17 protein-coding genes are annotated in these 14998 nt (G+C 72.4%); 10 read left to right on the top strand and 7 right to left on the bottom strand.

Annotated elements, in window-relative coordinates:
- Positions 1 to 15 precede the first annotated feature (15 nt).
- The 3 genes from M1R94_RS19430 to M1R94_RS19420 all read right to left on the bottom strand — a co-directional run bounded on the left by M1R94_RS19430 (position 16) and on the right by M1R94_RS19420 (position 2263).
- Positions 16 to 570 (bottom strand): septum formation family protein, encoded by a 555-nt coding sequence (locus M1R94_RS19430; RefSeq protein ID WP_249383383.1) that lies wholly within the window; start codon positions 568 to 570, stop codon positions 16 to 18.
- The gene (locus M1R94_RS19425) at positions 567 to 1388 is read right to left on the bottom strand and encodes a DUF4190 domain-containing protein (RefSeq protein ID WP_249383382.1); all 822 of its coding nucleotides are present in this window, start codon (positions 1386 to 1388) and stop codon (positions 567 to 569) included. Before M1R94_RS19425 ends, M1R94_RS19430 begins: the two co-directional genes overlap by 4 nt.
- A 71-nt stretch (positions 1389 to 1459) precedes the next feature.
- A complete protein-coding gene (locus tag M1R94_RS19420; protein WP_249383381.1) occupies positions 1460 to 2263 on the bottom strand; it encodes an exodeoxyribonuclease III in 804 nt (267 codons plus the stop codon).
- 94 nt (positions 2264 to 2357) lie between these two features.
- Between M1R94_RS19420 and M1R94_RS19415 the strand changes: the two genes are divergently transcribed.
- From M1R94_RS19415 to M1R94_RS19400, 4 genes are read left to right on the top strand one after another with little or no spacing between them, the layout of a single operon-like run.
- Complete coding sequence (locus M1R94_RS19415; protein ID WP_249383380.1) at positions 2358 to 3206, top strand: SDR family NAD(P)-dependent oxidoreductase; 849 nt, start codon at positions 2358 to 2360, stop codon at positions 3204 to 3206.
- Positions 3207 to 3255: 49 nt separating this feature from the next.
- Entirely contained in the window at positions 3256 to 3822 is a 567-nt protein-coding gene (gene pyrE, locus M1R94_RS19410) for an orotate phosphoribosyltransferase (protein WP_249383401.1), read from the top strand.
- Between the two features lie 21 nt (positions 3823 to 3843).
- A complete protein-coding gene (locus tag M1R94_RS19405) occupies positions 3844 to 4509 on the top strand; it encodes a hypothetical protein (protein ID WP_249383379.1) in 666 nt (221 codons plus the stop codon).
- Between the two features lie 17 nt (positions 4510 to 4526).
- Entirely contained in the window at positions 4527 to 5111 is a 585-nt protein-coding gene (locus M1R94_RS19400; RefSeq protein ID WP_249383378.1) for a LemA family protein, read from the top strand.
- A 3-nt stretch (positions 5112 to 5114) separates the two neighbouring features.
- Here the strand turns inward: M1R94_RS19400 and M1R94_RS19395 are convergent, their stop codons facing one another.
- Together M1R94_RS19395 and M1R94_RS19390 are read right to left on the bottom strand one after the other, a co-directional pair.
- A complete protein-coding gene (locus tag M1R94_RS19395; RefSeq protein WP_308199939.1) occupies positions 5115 to 5897 on the bottom strand; it encodes a YwiC-like family protein in 783 nt (260 codons plus the stop codon).
- A gap of 31 nt (positions 5898 to 5928) precedes the next feature.
- On the bottom strand, positions 5929 to 6669 hold the full coding sequence (locus M1R94_RS19390) for an HAD-IIA family hydrolase (protein ID WP_249383400.1): 741 nt from the start codon (positions 6667 to 6669) through the stop codon (positions 5929 to 5931).
- Positions 6670 to 6869: 200 nt separating this feature from the next.
- Here M1R94_RS19390 and M1R94_RS19385 point away from each other — a divergent pair, with 200 nt between their 5' ends.
- The 4 genes from M1R94_RS19385 (at position 6870) to fbaA (ending at position 11014) form a co-directional block, all read left to right on the top strand.
- Entirely contained in the window at positions 6870 to 7808 is a 939-nt protein-coding gene (locus M1R94_RS19385) for an ABC transporter ATP-binding protein (protein ID WP_249383399.1), read from the top strand.
- Positions 7805 to 9052, top strand: a complete 1248-nt coding sequence (locus M1R94_RS19380) for an ABC transporter permease (protein WP_249383376.1) — start codon at positions 7805 to 7807, stop codon at positions 9050 to 9052. The genes M1R94_RS19385 and M1R94_RS19380 overlap by 4 nt, the downstream gene beginning before the upstream one ends.
- Positions 9045 to 9686, top strand: a complete 642-nt coding sequence (locus M1R94_RS19375) for a TrmH family RNA methyltransferase (protein ID WP_249383375.1) — start codon at positions 9045 to 9047, stop codon at positions 9684 to 9686. The genes M1R94_RS19380 and M1R94_RS19375 overlap by 8 nt, the downstream gene beginning before the upstream one ends.
- A 305-nt stretch (positions 9687 to 9991) precedes the next feature.
- Positions 9992 to 11014 carry a class II fructose-bisphosphate aldolase gene (gene fbaA / locus M1R94_RS19370; RefSeq protein WP_249383374.1) on the top strand — a complete coding sequence of 341 codons (1023 nt, stop codon included), beginning with the start codon at positions 9992 to 9994 and terminating at the stop codon, positions 11012 to 11014.
- A 207-nt stretch (positions 11015 to 11221) separates the two neighbouring features.
- Here fbaA and M1R94_RS19365 read toward each other — a convergent pair whose 3' ends face one another.
- A complete protein-coding gene (locus tag M1R94_RS19365) occupies positions 11222 to 11746 on the bottom strand; it encodes an STAS domain-containing protein (RefSeq protein ID WP_308199938.1) in 525 nt (174 codons plus the stop codon).
- A 99-nt stretch (positions 11747 to 11845) separates the two neighbouring features.
- Here M1R94_RS19365 and M1R94_RS19360 point away from each other — a divergent pair, with 99 nt between their 5' ends.
- Positions 11846 to 13990 carry a SpoIIE family protein phosphatase gene (locus M1R94_RS19360; protein WP_249383373.1) on the top strand — a complete coding sequence of 715 codons (2145 nt, stop codon included), beginning with the start codon at positions 11846 to 11848 and terminating at the stop codon, positions 13988 to 13990.
- A 28-nt stretch (positions 13991 to 14018) separates the two neighbouring features.
- Here the strand turns inward: M1R94_RS19360 and M1R94_RS19355 are convergent, their stop codons facing one another.
- The gene (locus tag M1R94_RS19355; RefSeq protein WP_249383372.1) at positions 14019 to 14348 is read right to left on the bottom strand and encodes an STAS domain-containing protein; all 330 of its coding nucleotides are present in this window, start codon (positions 14346 to 14348) and stop codon (positions 14019 to 14021) included.
- A gap of 162 nt (positions 14349 to 14510) precedes the next feature.
- Between M1R94_RS19355 and M1R94_RS19350 the strand changes: the two genes are divergently transcribed.
- Positions 14511 to 14948 carry a DUF3151 domain-containing protein gene (locus tag M1R94_RS19350; protein WP_249383371.1) on the top strand — a complete coding sequence of 146 codons (438 nt, stop codon included), beginning with the start codon at positions 14511 to 14513 and terminating at the stop codon, positions 14946 to 14948.
- The last annotated feature ends 50 nt before the right edge of the window (positions 14949 to 14998 follow it).

Here is a 14998-nt window from a genome sequence, read left to right as displayed (position 1 = left end):
GGCGCGGGTTGGTGGTCAGCTCCCGGACCGGGCCAGGCAGAGCCCTCGGCGATCGCCCTGCTCCCACGACTCCTGCGACGGCGACCACACGACAGCGGTGAGCCCCTCGGCGAGCTGGGTCGTGTCCATCTCGCACCAGGCCCCCACGCGGGAGTCGACGGCGCCCTGACCCGGCCAGCTGTCGTCGTCGAGACCGAGCACCCCGACCACTGTCGCCTCGTGCGGCTGGTCGCACGGCACCACGGTGACCCGGGTGACCGAGCCGTCGGGCCCCAGCTCCTGGATGCAGCTGCCCACGACCAGTCGGCGGGCATGCACCTCACGGGGCTCGGTGACCTCACCGATCGGCCGCAGGGTCCAGGTGCGGACCAGCGGGACGGCTGCGGCCCCGGCGACCCCGAGCAGGACGACCGCGCCGACGATGATCGCGGCGATCCCCGCGCGGCGGCGGCCACGGCGTCGCGGCGGCGGCCCGAGGGGTGCGCTCCACCCCGGGGCGTAGTACGCCTCCTGCGGGTAGTAGCCGCCGGGAGGGCTCCCGTAGGGCGGCCCGGCGCCGGTCCCGGTCATCGGTGCAGGGCGACCGGGGCGGCGAAGGACTGCAGGATCGAGCTGGACGACGTGGTCGGCAGCGCGGTGGCCGTGGAGGAGTAGCCGTCCTGGAACCCCTCGCTGAACCCCACCGCGAGCAGCAGCGCGAGCAGCAGCAGGGACAGGGTGCCCAGGACGCCCGTCACGATCCCGGCGATCGCCATCCCGCGACCCTGGTTGCCCGTGCGCGCGATGCGGCGCAGTGCCACCGCGCCCAGCACGACACCGACGGGTCCGGTGATCGAGATGAACAGGCTCGCGATGCCGCAGACCAGAGCCGCGACCGCCATCGGTTCGTTCATCGCGGGGGGTGCCCACTGCGGCGGCGGACCGTACCCGCCGTAGGGCTGGGGCGCGGCGCCGTAGCTGGCAGACGGAGGTACGCCGTAGCCGGCAGCCGGGAGTGCGCCGTAGCCCGTCGACGGGGGTGCGCCGTAGCCGGTCGGCGGGGCGGCGTACTCGACGTAGGGCTGGGGCGGAGCGCCGTGACCGCCGAAGGGCGTCGCGCTGGACCCGCGGTACGGATCGACGTTGTACGGACCGGGCGTCGTGCTGGACCCGCGGTACGGATCGACGTCGTACGGATCGGACGTCGCGCTGTACCCGCCGTACGGCTGAGGTACGGCGCCGTAGGGCTGGCCGGTGGCGTACCCGGGGGCGACGATCGGTGGTGGTGGTGGGGGCGGCGGAACCGGGCCGGGCCCGGCCGCGGGCTGCCAGGACCCGCTGGGTGGCGTGCCGGAGGGCTGCAGCGAGCCAGCAGGATCGGGGGCCGGCCATCCCGGCGTCGTGCTCATGGCCGCCAACCTAGCGGGGCGCAGGGCCGATCGGCAGAGGAGCCCGGACCTGGGTGGACGAAGTCACCCGATCAGTCCCTGAGGTCGACCACCACCGGGACGTGGTCGGAGGCACCCTTGCCCTTGCGCTCGTCCCGGTCGATCATGACCCCCTGGACTCGATCGGTCAGGGCGGGTGAGGTGTAGGCGAAGTCGATCCGCAGCCCCTTGTTCTTGGGGAAGGCCAGCTGCTGGTAGTCCCAGTAGGTGTACGTGTGCTCTCCGGGCACGTGCACGCGGGTGACCTCGGTGTAGCCGACGTCGGTGAACGCCGCGAAGGCCGCGCGCTCGGCAGGCGTGACGTGGGTCGCGCCCTCGAAGGCCGTCACGTCGTACACGTCGGTGTCGAGCGGGATGACGTTCCAGTCGCCGAGCAGGGCGACCTGCGCGGTCGGGTCACCGGTGGTCGGGTCGGTCCAGGTCCGTGCGGCGGCGCGCAGCCGCTCGAGCCACTCGAGCTTGTAGGCGTAGTGCGGGTCGTGGGGCGAGCGACCGTGCGGGACGTACAGGCTCCACACCCTGACCCCGCCGCAGGTGGCCCCCAGGGCCCGTGCCTCCACGACGGGCGTGTCCGCGCCGAAGGTCGGCTGGTCCGGGAAGCCGACCTCGACGTCCTGGATCCCGACCCGGGAGACCACCGCGACCCCGTTCCACTGGCTCAGGCCGACGTGGGCGACCTCGTACCCCGCGGCCTCGAACACCGCGTGCGGGAACTGCTCGTCACGGCACTTGGTCTCCTGCAGCGCGAGCACGTCGGTGCCGGTGCGTTCGAGCCAGGCGACCGCACGGTCGGCCCTGGCACGGATCGAGTTGATGTTCCAGGTCGCGATCCGCATGCATCGAACGCTACCCGCCCCGCGCACCCCGGCGCGGACGGCCCGACCGGCGGTGCACCAGGCCCCGACCGGTCCGTGCCCGTAGGCTGGCGGCATGGCAACGGCACTGATCACCGGCGCGAGCGTCGGCCTGGGTCTGGAGTTCGCCTGGCAGCTCGCGACGGCACGGCACGACGTCGTCCTGGTCGCGCGTGACGCCGAGCGTCTCGAGCGTCTCGCCGGGCAGCTGCGCGCCGCCGCCGGCATCGACGTCGAGGTCCTGCCTGCCGACCTCGCCGACCGCGACCAGGTCGAGCGCGTCGCGGAGCGGCTCAGGGACACCGAGCGACCGGTGGGTCTGCTCGTCAACAACGCGGGCTTCGGGCTGCGCGACCACTTCGTGGGTGGGGACCTGTCCCTGCACGAACGAGCCCTCGAGGTGATGGTGCGCGCCGTCATGGTGCTCTCGCACGCCGCGGTCGGCCCGATGGTCGAGCGGGGCCGGGGCGCGGTGCTCAACGTCTCGTCGGTCGCTGCCCTGACCACCATGGGCACCTACTCGGCGGACAAGGCCTGGGTGCGGGTCTTCACCGAGGCCCTCGCGGTCGAGCTGCGCGGCACCGGGGTCACCGCGACGGCGCTGTGCCCCGGACTGGTGCACACCGAGTTCCACGAGCGCGCCGGGGTCGGCGCGGACGAGTTCCCCGAGTTCGCCTGGCTCAACGCCGACGCGGTCGTGTCCTCAGCCCTTGCCGACGTGCGACGCGGTGCGGTGATCTCCACCCCGAGCCTGCGGTACGGGCTCGCGGCCGAGGTCGCCCGGCTGCTTCCTCGCGCGGCGATCCGCGCGTTCTCGGCGGGCGCGCGGGCACGGCAGGCCTCGGCCCAGACACCCGACGCCGAGGCCACGGACGGCGCCGGGGACGTTCCGTCCGCCCAGGACGCTCCGACCCCGTCGGCCTGAGCCCAGCCAGTAGCCTGGCCCCGTGAGCCCTGCCTACCGAGACCTCGTGATGGACCCCGCGCCGCGTGAGCAGCTGCGCCTGCTGATCGCCGAGCTCGCCGTCGTGCACGGGGCGGTGACGCTGTCCTCGGGCAAGCAGGCCGACTACTACGTGGACCTGCGTCGGATCACGCTGCACCACCGTGCCGCGCCGCTGGTGGGTCACGTCCTGCTGGACGTGCTCGAGGAGGCGGGGCTGGGGACCGCGGAGATCGACGCGGTCGGAGGCCTCACGCTGGGTGCCGACCCGGTCGCCTCGGCCCTCCTGCACGCCGCCTCGGCCCGCGGGCAGGACCTCGACGCCTTCGTCGTGCGCAAGGAGGGCAAGGCCCACGGTCTGCAGCGACGCATCGAGGGACCGGACGTCGCGGGGCGGCGGGTCGTGGCCGTCGAGGACACCTCGACCACGGGCGGCTCGGTGCTCACGGCGGTCGAGGCCCTGCGCGAGGCCGGTGCCGAGGTGGTCGGCGTGGCCGTGATCGTCGACCGGGGCACGGGTGCCCGCGAGAGGATCGAGGCCGAGGGTCTGCCCTACCTGTCGGTCTTCGACCTGGCCGACCTCGGTCTGCCGGCCTGAGGCGTGGACGCCTCGGGGGGCGTGTTCCTGCTGGTCCTGCTGCTGGTCCCGGTGGCCGCGGCCGCAGCGCTCTGGTACCACCACCGCCGCCTGACCGGGATCAAGGAGTGGGCCGGCCGGATGGGCTGGTCCTACGTCGGTTCGGACCGTTCGCTCGCCTCGCGCTGGAGCAGGCAGCCGTTCGGCACCGGTCACGCCCGGCGCGTGTCCGAGGCGCTGACCGGCCCGTTCCAGGGCCGTCAGGCGGTGTCCTTCACCTACCGCTACACCACCGGCTCGGGCAAGAACCAGACCACGGTGACCCACCACGTCCTGGCGATGCGGCTGCCGGCCTTCCTGCCGACGCTCGAGCTCACCCCGGACGGGCTGGGGGCGCGTCTCGCGAAGGTCCTGGGTGGGCAGGACATCCAGTTCGAGTCCGAGGACTTCAACCAGGCCTGGCGGGTGGTCGCCCCGGACAACCGGTTCGCCCACGACGTCGTGCACCCGCGCCTGATGGAGCGGCTGCTGCGCGCCGATGCCCGCGGCCTGTCGATGAGGATCGAGGGCACCGACATCCTGTGCTGGTCCCCGGGGGCGACCAGGCTGGACGTCATCGGGCCCCGCCTGCAGGTGATGGCCGCGGTGGTGAACGCCGTGCCTCGCTTCGTGTGGCTCGATCACGGCTACGATCCGGGCACAAGCTGATCCCTGGGAGGGACATCGTGGAGCTGCTCATCGCCGTACCGATCGTGATCGTGGTCGTCGTCCTGCTCTGGGGTGTGGCCACCTACAACGGCTTCGTCCGGCTGCGCAACCTCGTCCAGGAGGCCTGGCGGCAGATCGACGTCGAGCTCCACCGGCGCCACGACCTGATCCCCAACCTGATCGAGACGGTCAAGGGGTACGCGGCCCACGAGCGCGGCGTTTTCGAGGCCGTCACCACGGCCCGGGCAGCGGCCGCGCAGCCCGGCTCGAGCCCGGCCCAGCAGGCGGCCCAGGAGAACCAGCTGACCCAGGCACTGGGTCGGCTCTTCGCGGTCGCCGAGGCCTACCCGGACCTTCGAGCCAGCGAGAACTTCGCCCAGCTCCAGGCCGAGCTGACCAACACCGAGGACCGCATCGCAGCCGGGCGCCGGTTCTACAACGCCAACGTGCGCCAGCTGAACACCAAGGTCGAGCAGTTCCCGGCGAACGTCGTCGCCGGCATGTTCTCGTTCACCCGCGCGGAGTACTTCGAGATCGAGGACGCCGCCGTGCGGGCCGCGCCCCGGGTCGACTTCGGCACCTCGGGTGCCACGGGCGCCTGAGGGTCAGCCCAGCACCAGGAGCACCGCCAGGACGCTGGTCGCGAGGATCTCTCCGAGGCCCACGGCCCGGGGGGTGGCGCGTGGCCAACGCCGGGGCACCGTCGCGGCCCGCAGGGTGAGCAGGACGGCCAGCACGACCAGCCCGGGGCCCGCGGGCGGCCCTGATCCCGCGGCGAGCAGCACCGCGAGCACCGCGGTGGCGGTCGCGTGCAGGCCCACCGAGGCCCGGTACACCGGCCGGCTCCCGCGCTCGCGGATCATCGTCTTGACGTACAGGACGGTGCCCGCGAAGTACGTGACGAGGACGGCCGCGACCCACCACGCGTCGTCGTCCCCCCGCGTCCCCAGGCCCTGCGCGACCACTGCCATCAGTCCGGCGGCCGTCACGGTGAGCATCCCGCTGAGCACCGACCGGTCCTGCCGCCGGGCCGAGAGCCACAGGCTGAGGGCGAGCAGGGGCAGGTAGACGGGCGCCCAGGCCAGGAGCCCGGGCTCGAGGACGAGCAACGCGCCTCCCAGGGCCGCGGTGACCAGCGCGTAGGCGCGCACCGGAGGCAGGTAGCGCGCTCGACGTCGCGACCGGAGCCACAGGCCGGTCGCGTAGAACGCGAGGTACGCCGCGAGCCACGAGACCAGCAGGAGCAGGTGGGACCAGGCGGGCCCGCCGCGCAGCGCGCCGACGACCACGGGGACCACGAGCATCGCCCAGGCACCGTGCTGGTTGGGGACCCATCCCGGGCTGCGGCGGCGAGGCCCGCCACGGGAGCCAGAGCGCGGTCGTCCCACGGGGCGGGGGGTGATGGGCGGCGCCGGCATGTCAGACGAGCGCGACGAGGTCCTGGACGGAGTCGACCACGTGACTGGGTCGGAACGGGAAACGGTCGAGGTCGCCTGCCGCGGTCGAGCCGGTGAGCACGAGGAACGTCTGGAGCCCGGCCTCGATCCCGGCCACGACGTCGGTGTCCATCCGGTCGCCGACCATCGCGGTGGTCTCGGAGTGGGCGTCGATGCGGTTCAGGGCCGAGCGGAACATCATCGGGTTCGGCTTGCCGACGAAGTACGGCGTGCGACCCGTCGCTGCGGTGATCATCGCCGCGACCGCGCCGGTCGCCGGGAGGTCGCCCTCGGCCGACGGGCCGGTCACGTCGGGGTTCGTCGCGATGAAGCGCGACCCACCCTGGATGAGCCGGACGGCGCGGGTGATCGCCTCGAAGGAGTACGTGCGGGTCTCACCGAGCACCACGTAGTCGGGGGAGGACTCCGTCAGCGTGTAGCCGGCCTCGTACAGGGCCGTGGTCAGGCCGGCCTCGCCGATCGCGTAGGCGCTGCCGGCGGGCACCTGCTGCGCCAGGAACTGGGCCGTGGCCAGCGCCGAGGTCCAGATCGCCTCCTCGGGAACCTCGATCCCCGAGGATGCGAGCCGGGCACGCAGGTCGCGTGCGGTGAAGATGGAGTTGTTGGTCAGGATCAGGAACGGCCGGTCGGCGTCGCGCAGCGCGCGGACGAACTCGGGGGCACCGGGCAGGGCCTTGCCCTCGTGGACGAGCACGCCGTCCATGTCGGTGAGCCAGCTGTGGATCTCCCGGACCTCGGTCGAGGCCAACGGGCGGGGCGTGGTCGGGGTCACGCGACCAGGTTAGGACCCGTCGCCGCCCCGGGTGCACCGCTCGTGGCGGAGGCGTGCTCGACCGGGTCCACTGCCGGCAGTCCCGCTAGGGTCGTGGCGGGTTGCGAGCAGGAGGGAACGCCGTGCAGGAAGTGCTCACCCTCGCGGGTGTGACGCGCACGTTCGGGGACCGCAGGGCCCTGGACGACATCGGTTTCAGCGTCCGACCGGGCCGGATGACCGGGTTCATCGGGGCCAACGGTGCCGGCAAGACCACGGCCATGCGCATCATCCTGGGCGTGCTGGCGGCGGACTCCGGGCGGATCACCCTCGGCGACCGCGAGCTCACCCCCGAGATCCGGCGCCGGTTCGGGTACATGCCCGAGGAACGCGGCCTCTACCCCAAGATGAAGGTCGTCGACCAGCTCGTCTTCCTGGGGCGCATCCACGGCCTGGACCGACGTACCGCGCGGGCGCGGGTCGCCGTCCTGCTCGACCGGCTCGACCTGGCCGACCGTGCCCAGGACCAGCTCACCACCCTGTCGCTGGGCAACCAGCAGCGGGTCCAGGTCGCTGCCGCGCTCGTGCACGACCCGGTCCTGCTGGTGCTCGACGAGCCGTTCTCGGGCCTGGACCCGCTGGCCGTCGACATCATGGCCGAGCAGCTGCGAACCCGTGCGGACGCAGGCGTCCCGGTGCTGTTCTCCTCGCACCAGCTCGAGCTCGTGGAGCGGCTCTGCGATGACGTCGTCATCATCGACCACGGCAGGGTGGCGGCCGCTGGGGACGCCCACCAGGTCCGCACCGAGCAGGCGGGGCGCCGGGTCCGGATCGTCGTGGACCCCTTCGACGACTCGGCCGGTCCGGATCTGACCGAGCCCGCCGGGGCGCCCACGGGCCTGGCGTCCTTCCTCGACCAGGTGCCGGGTGCGAGCCTGCACACGCAGGACGGACCCCTCGTGGTGATGGACCTCGCGCCCGACGCCGACGACCAGGCCCTGCTGGCCGCCGCCCAGCGTTACGGTGCGGTCCGCGAGTTCGCCCCGGTGCTGCCCACCCTCGCCGAGATCTTCCGGGAGGTCGTCCGATGAACGGGTGGACCACGGTGCGGGTCGTGGCGGGACGCGAGATGTACGTCAAGCTGCGCGACAAGGCGTTCATCGGCACGACGCTCTTCATGCTGGTGCTGATCAGCGTCGCCGCGGTGATCCCGGTCCTCATCTCGCAGCAGACGCCGTCCTACCGCGTGGCCGTCCAGGGTGACGTGGCCGAGCAGGTGGTCGCCCTGGCAGCCGAGATGGGCCTGGACGCCCAGGACCCCGCGCAGCAGACCCCCCCGATGCTGACCCTGATGGGGGCGGGCGGGCTGCCCGCGGCGGACATCACGTCGGTGGTGCTCGAGGCCGACGCCGACCCCGCACGGTTCGTGCGTGACGGCGACGTGACGGCGACGGTCGTGGGGGACGACGTCCAGGCCCTGGAGGTGCTCGGCGCCCAGTCCGTGCCCGAGGACCTCGAGGTGCTGCTCCGGGCTGCCGCCTCTCAGCTGCAGATCGCCCGCGCGGCGCAGGACGGCGGGCTGAGCGCGGACCAGGTGCAGGCGCTGACCAGTCCTGTGCCGCCCCAGGTGGTGCTGCTCGAGGCCCGCCCCACGGGGTCGGTGCCGCCCCAGTTCCTGGTGCTCGCGTTCGCCTTCCTGTTCTACCTGTCGGTGCTCACGTTCGGCATGTCGATCGCGCAGAGCGTCGTCGAGGAGAAGCAGTCGCGCGTCGTGGAGCTGCTGGTCGCCGCGGTCCCGGTGAGGTGGCTGCTGGCCGGCAAGGTGATCGGGAACACGATCATGGCCGTCGGTCAGATCGTGCTGATCCTCGGTGTGGGGCTGATCGGGGCCTGGCTCGTCGGGCAGGGCGCGGTGCTGCGGCAGATCGTCGACGCCTCGGGATGGTTCGTGCTGTTCTTCCTGCTGGGCTTCGTGATGCTGGCCTGCCTGTGGGCCGTGGCCGGGTCGCTCGCCTCACGGGTCGAGGACCTCAACTCCACGACCATCTTCATGCAGGTGCTGGTGATCATCCCGTTCTTCGCCGCCGTCTTCGCGACCGACCCCGGCCCGACGCAGCGGCTCCTGTCGTACATCCCGTTCACCTCGCCCCTGCTCATGCCCGCGCGGGTGGTGCTCGGCAACGCCGAGCCGTGGGAACCGGTGGTCGCGGCCGCGATCGTGCTGGCGACCTCGGTGCTCTTCGTGGCCCTCGGGGCCCGGCTCTACCGAGGATCGGTGCTGCACACCTCGCAGCGGCTCAAGGCCAGCCAGGCGTGGCGGGGATCGGGTGACTGAGAGCGAGGCCGGTCCGGTCGAGGTCGGTGTCGGGCCGTGGCCCGGAGGTCCTGCTGCGTGGCCGGCGCTGGACGTCGACGGCGTCCGGCGCTACGACCCCGAGCTGCTCGCCGAGGGTGACCGGCGCAACGTCGTGGACCGCTACCGCTACTGGACCCTCGAGGCCGTCGTCGCGGATCTCGACACGCGTAGGCACCCGTTCCACGTGGCGATCGAGAACTGGGCGCACGACCTGAACATCGGGTCGGTGGTGCGGACGGCCAACGCCTTCGCGGCGGCAGAGGTCCACATCGTCGGAAGACGGCGGTGGAACCGACGCGGAGCCATGGTGACCGACCGCTACCAGCACCTACGGCACCATCAGGACGTCGGGCAGCTCGTGACGTGGGCGGTTGACGCCGGGCTCCCCCTGCTGGGGATCGACAACCTGCCCGGCTCGGTCGATCTCGAGGGCTACCCCATGCCACGCGGGTGCGTGCTGCTCTTCGGGCAGGAGAGCGTCGGCCTCTCCGACGAGGCGCGAGCGGCCTGCCAGGACGTCCTGCACATCCGCCAGTTCGGCTCGACCCGTTCGATCAACGCCGGCGCCGCCGCAGCGATCGCGATGCACGCCTGGATCGCCCAGCACGCCTGAGCGCTCGACCCGCCCGCCCGCACCCCGCCCGCCCGCACGCGCTCCCGCCCGCCCGCCCGCCGAGATGGGGCTTTCCGCTGCTTACCGCAGCGGGAAAGCAGCGGAAAGCCCCATCTGGGCGCTGGGTCGGGACGGGCTGCTGGGCGCTGGTGCGCGTGAGGGCCGGGTGGGCGGTGCCCGGCGCGTGGGGGTGGACGTGGGTGTCGTCGGCGGGGGTCTCGCGCGGCGAGAGGTCCCGGCGTGCCGGGGGTGATCCGTGACACGATGGACCGCGAACACCACCCCTCTGATCAGCAGGAGTCTTCATGGCCATCGCCACCCCTGAGGTCTACGCCGAGATGATCGACCGGGCCAAGGCAGGCAAGTTCGCCTACCCGGCCGTCAACATCACCTCCTCCCAGACGATCACGGCGGCTCTCCAGGGCTTCGCCGAGGCCGAGTCCGACGGGATCATCCAGGTCTCCGTCGGTGGCGCCGAGTACGCGTCGGGCTCGACCATCAAGGACCGCGTCGCGGGTTCGCTGGCCCTCGCCGCCTACGCGGCCGAGGTGGCCAAGAGCTACCCGATCACGGTCGCCCTGCACACCGACCACTGCGCCAAGCAGAACCTCGACTCCTGGGTGCGCCCGCTGCTCGCCCTCGAGGCCGAGCAGGTCAAGGCCGGCAAGCTCCCCACCTTCCAGTCGCACATGTGGGACGGCTCCGCGGTGCCGCTCGACGAGAACCTGGTGATCGCCGAGGAGCTCCTCGAGCTCTCGAACGCGGCCCGCACCATCCTCGAGATCGAGGTCGGCGTCGTCGGCGGCGAGGAGGACGGCCACGAGGCCGCCATCAACGACAAGCTCTACACCACGGTCGAGGACGGCCTGGCCACGGTCCGTGCCCTCGGCTCGGGCGAGAAGGGCCGGTACCTGACGGCCCTGACCTTCGGCAACGTGCACGGCGTCTACAAGCCGGGAGCGGTCAAGCTGCGCCCGTCGATCCTCGCCGAGATCCAGAAGGCCGTCGGTGAGTCCATCGGCAAGGAGAACCCGTTCGACCTGGTCTTCCACGGCGGATCGGGCTCGACCGAGGCCGAGATCTCCGAGGCGGTCGACAACGGCGTCATCAAGATGAACATCGACACCGACACCCAGTACGCGTTCACGCGTCCCGTCGTCGGTCACATGTTCAGCAACTACGACGGCGTGCTCAAGATCGACGGCGAGGTGGGCAACAAGAAGGCCTACGACCCGCGCGCCTGGGGCAAGCTCGCCGAGGCGGGCATGGCCCAGCGCATCGTCGAGGCGAGCCGCCAGCTGCGCTCGGCCGGCAACAAGCTCGGCTGACCGACCGCGACACCCGACGGCCGTGCCTCCCGCTCACCGCGGGGGGCGCGGCCGTCGTCGTTCACGCAGGTGCGTCAGGACCCTGTTCACGCAGGCGTGTCAGGGCCTATGGTCGGATTGCCACGCCCGGTCCCTGTGCGGGCAGGCGCCCGGACCTCGTCCGGGTGGAGGCCTGCGTCCCGCGGCTGGCCGGCGCTGCTGGCTGGGTCAGACGTCGTCGTCAGGGGTGGGCAGCGTGCTCGGCGCCCGGCCCGCGGGGCCGATCCTCGGCAGACCGTCGGCCGGGGCGGCGTCCTCGACCATCTCGACGAGGTCACCGATCTTGGTCACCGCGAGCAGGAACCGCACGGTCTCGGGGGCGCGGATGACACGCACCTTGGTGCTGCTGCGGGTCGCGAGGCGAGCCAGGAAGGCGATCCCCGAGGAGTCCATGAACGTCACGTGCTGCGCGTCGACCTCGATCGGCAGGCCGGTGGCCTCGGCGTCGCTCGTCGCCTCGCTCAGGTCGGCCGCCAGATCGGCGTCGACCTCACCCGAGAGCACGATGCGTGTCCGGTCCTGCTCGACGATGACGTGCACCGAGCCCGGTTCGGACACGCGGGACTCGGTGACCGTGACCTCGGACCCGGTGCCCTCGGCACGCGCCGATCCCGAAGTCGAGGCATCCTGGACCGTGGTGGCGGAGCCGCCCTCAGCGGGCCCGCTGCCCGTCGGGCTGTTACCGTCTCGCACGTTGATCCCCTCGGCTGGACTGCCCGCCCGACGTGCACCGTTGTGGTGCGTCGTCACGGATCGGCAGATGGTGAGAACGCTAGACGATCGGAGGTGGTGATGGTCAACTCCGTCCCGCCAGATCACAACCCTACGCTTGCTGGGATCCGCGACCGGGCGCTGGGTTCGACCGATGTCTCGTTCGTCCTCACCGACGCCCTGCAGCCCGGATGGCCGATCGTCTGGGTCAACGAGGCGTTCACCCGCACCACCGGGTACGCGCTGTCCGAGGTCCTGGGCCGAGGGCCGGACCTGCTCCAGGGTCCCGCGACCGACCCGGCCGTGGTGGCACGGATGGGACGGGCCATCGCGCAGGGCGAGCCGATCACGGCGACCGTGCTGAACTACCGGGCCGACGGCGAGACGTTCTGGAACCAGGTCTCGATCTCGCCGGTGCGTGACGAGTCCGGGCGGGTCACCCACCACGTCGGGATCCAGGTCGACGTCACCGGTCACATGGACCACGCCGATGCGCAGCAGCGGTCGATCGACGTCGAGCGTCGGGCGCGGTCGGGCCTGACCCTGCTCGCCCACGTCTCCGACCTGCTGCTGGACCTCGACGACCCCTACCTGCTCCGGGAGATCGCGAGCCTGCTCCGTCAGGAGATGGTCGCGTGGGCGGGGTTCTTCGTGGACGACGACGCGGGCCTGCACCCCGCCGTGACGCTGCAGACCGAGCATCACCGGTCCCGTGGGGACCGCCCGCCGCAGGACGTCGGAGACGTCGGCGACCCTCGGCGATCGCCCCCGGACCCTGTGCGAGAGCTTCTCGACGGGGTGGCCGACGGACCGCTCGACCTCTCGCTGACCGACCCGCCGGTCGGACCCACGACCACCTGGCTGGTCGAGCACCTGCGGAGCAGGTTCGTCGACGCGCCCGAGATCTCTCGCGTGGTGGTCACGGTCGTCCCGGGCCGACGTCGCCCCTTCGGTCTCCTCGTGGTGGCCCCGCACGGCGGCGGGGCCTGCGCCGACCTTGCCGAGGACGACCGTGCGGTCCTGTCGCTCGTGGTGCGCCGTGTCGGCATGGCGGTGGACAACCTCCGCCTGTACGCCCGTGAGCACCTGCTCGCGGAGACCCTGCAGCGTGCGATGCTCCCCGAGCAGGCCGAGGTCGACGATCTCGACGTGTGGAGCTACTACGCACCCAGTGCGGGCCACGCCCAGGTGGGCGGCGACTGGTTCGACGTGCTGCAGATCTCGACGGACGTCGTCGGGCTGGTCATCGGTGACGTGGTGGGTCACGACGTCGAGGCCGCCGCGGCCATGGGTCAGCTGCGGTCGGTCGTACGCTCCTACGCCTTCGAGGTGACCGTGCCCGGCCCGGTCCTCGAGCGTGTCGACACCCTGATCACCGGGATGCGGATCCCTCGTGCGGCGAGCCTGGTCTTCGCGACGCTGAGCCGCGAGGACACCGGCTGGCTGCTCGAGTACTCACGTGCCGGGCACCTGCCACCGCTGGTGATCCGTGACGGCGAGGTCGTGCAGCTGTCCGGGGCGATGGGCCCGATGCTCGGCTTCGGCCACGAGGCCCGCAGCACCGCGGCGCACCACCTCGAGCCGGGCGACGTGCTGCTGCTGTACACCGACGGCCTGATCGAACGTCGCGACAGGTCGCTGCGGGACGGGCTGACCGCTCTCGTCGACGTGAGCGGGCGACTGGGCGTCCAGGAGGCTGCCGGCCTGGGAGAAGAGCTGCTCTCGCGCCTGGCCAACGCTCCCGAGGACGACGTCGCCCTCGTCGTCGTGCGGGTCCCTGACCCCGATGCCGCGCAGACGCCCGGGGTTCACGCTCCGCGTCGGCGCCGCTGGTCGTTGCCGAGCGACCCCGCCTCGATCGCGCGCGCACGTCACGCGGTGGTGCGCACGTGCGCGGCCTGGGAGATCGAGGGCGCCGCGAGTGCCGAGCTGGTCGTCTCGGAGATGGTCGCCAACGCGGTGCTGCACGGCTGGGGCCACGTGGTGCTGCGGCTCTTCGACACCGGAGAGGGGCTGCGGATCGAGGTCGAGGACGCGAACCCGGCGCCCCCGGTCACCACGGACGGGCACCCGGGGCGGATCGGCGGCTATGGGATGCAGATCGTCGAGCGCCTGGGGGACTGGGGATGGCGGCCGGCCGGTGCGGGCAAGCTGGTGTGGGCGCGGGTGCGACCGCTGCCGATCTCGGCGGCGCTGGCCGGGGGCCGGTCGCCCTCGCGGAGCTGACCTCGCTCCGCGACGACCTCGGGAGCCGTCAGGCGACGATCCGCGGGCAGGCGTGGTCGGCGTCGATCCGGAACATCTCCAGCGCGCCGCAGACCTCCAGGACGAACAGGTCCCTGTCGTCGCAGCCGCGCAGCACGGTCGCCCCTCCCCGCTTGCGGCTCGAGTCGGCCAGCGAGATGAGGAACGCGGCACCGGTCGAGTCCATGAAGGTCACCCGGCACATGTCGATCACCAGGAGCTGACGGCGCAGCCCGGTGACCCGGGCGGCGATCTCCGGGAACTGCTCACGCTCGGCGAGGTCGAGGTCGCCCGCGATGGCCAGGGTCGTCGTGGCGGGCGACATCGCGATCTCGATCATCAGGACTCCGGTGCCTCGCGTCGCCCGGGGGGGTACGGGCACCGTCGACTGTAACCAGTACCCCTCGTCCTGCGCACTCCGGGCGAGCGCTCGACGCAGGGGGACAGCCCTCCTGGTGGGCTGTGGTCGCTCGGGCCGCCCTGCCCGGGGCAGGATGGGGGGATGCACCCGGAGAACCTGCTCGGTGGGCCTGCGCCCACGCTGCTGCCCGAGGACCACCCCGACACCGCGGCGCGCGCCGCACTGGCCCGGACCACGGTCCGCGAGGCCGTGCACGAGCACCCGGCCTCGTCCTACCTGTGGGCGCTGCTGGCCGAGGAGGCGCTCGAGGGTGCCGACGGTCAGGCTCCCGACCCGGTCGCGGCGTACGCCTACGCCCGCACCGGCTACCACCGGGGTCTGGACTCGCTGCGCCGTGCCGGTTGGCGCGGCACCGGTCCCGTCCCGGTCACCCACGTGCCCAACCAGGGCTTCCTGCGGGCGCTGCTCGCCCTGGGGCAGGCGGCGCACGCGATCGGTGAGCAGGACGAGGCCGACCGGTGCCTGACCTTCCTCGCCGACTCGGGTGCCTCGGCCGACGAGGTCGCCGCCCTGCGCTGAGCGGTAACCTCGTCCAGGCGTCGGACGCGCGTCCGCCGCGATCACCCGTC

It is taken from the genome of Actinotalea alkalitolerans (assembly GCF_023369855.1).
Lineage (GTDB): Bacteria > Actinomycetota > Actinomycetes > Actinomycetales > Cellulomonadaceae > Actinotalea.
Note: the sequence above shows the minus strand (reverse complement) of the source record. Positions and strands in the feature narration are given on the sequence as shown.